The following is a 237-nucleotide window of genomic DNA, read 5'->3' on the forward strand; positions in this document are numbered from 1 at the left end:
TTAGTGGAGTCAGCCATGAACATCATGTCAATTTCGTCCTCATGCGCAAGAACGGATTGAGCCTCCAGCTGGTTGATGAGGTGCAAGTAGATCATCGTTGTTTGAACATCTGAATGCCCCAACCTGTCTCTGACATACAACAGCGGCTCACCTTCAAATTCTTTGCTTTTTCTAAGGGCAAGCAAGGTATAAGTCCCGTAAGTGTGGCGTAGCATATGAGCCCGAACATAGAAGCCG

General features: G+C 47.3%; 1 pseudogene. It reads right to left on the reverse strand.

The annotated features are described in order from the left end of the window. Positions 1-215 (reverse strand): annotated as a pseudogene (locus KZZ04_RS20785) (hypothetical protein); the annotation flags it as partial. Positions 216-237: the final 22 nt, after the last annotated feature.

Origin of the sequence: Pseudoalteromonas sp. CR1, from assembly GCF_019392235.1 — a bacterium.
Classification (GTDB): domain Bacteria; phylum Pseudomonadota; class Gammaproteobacteria; order Enterobacterales; family Alteromonadaceae; genus Pseudoalteromonas.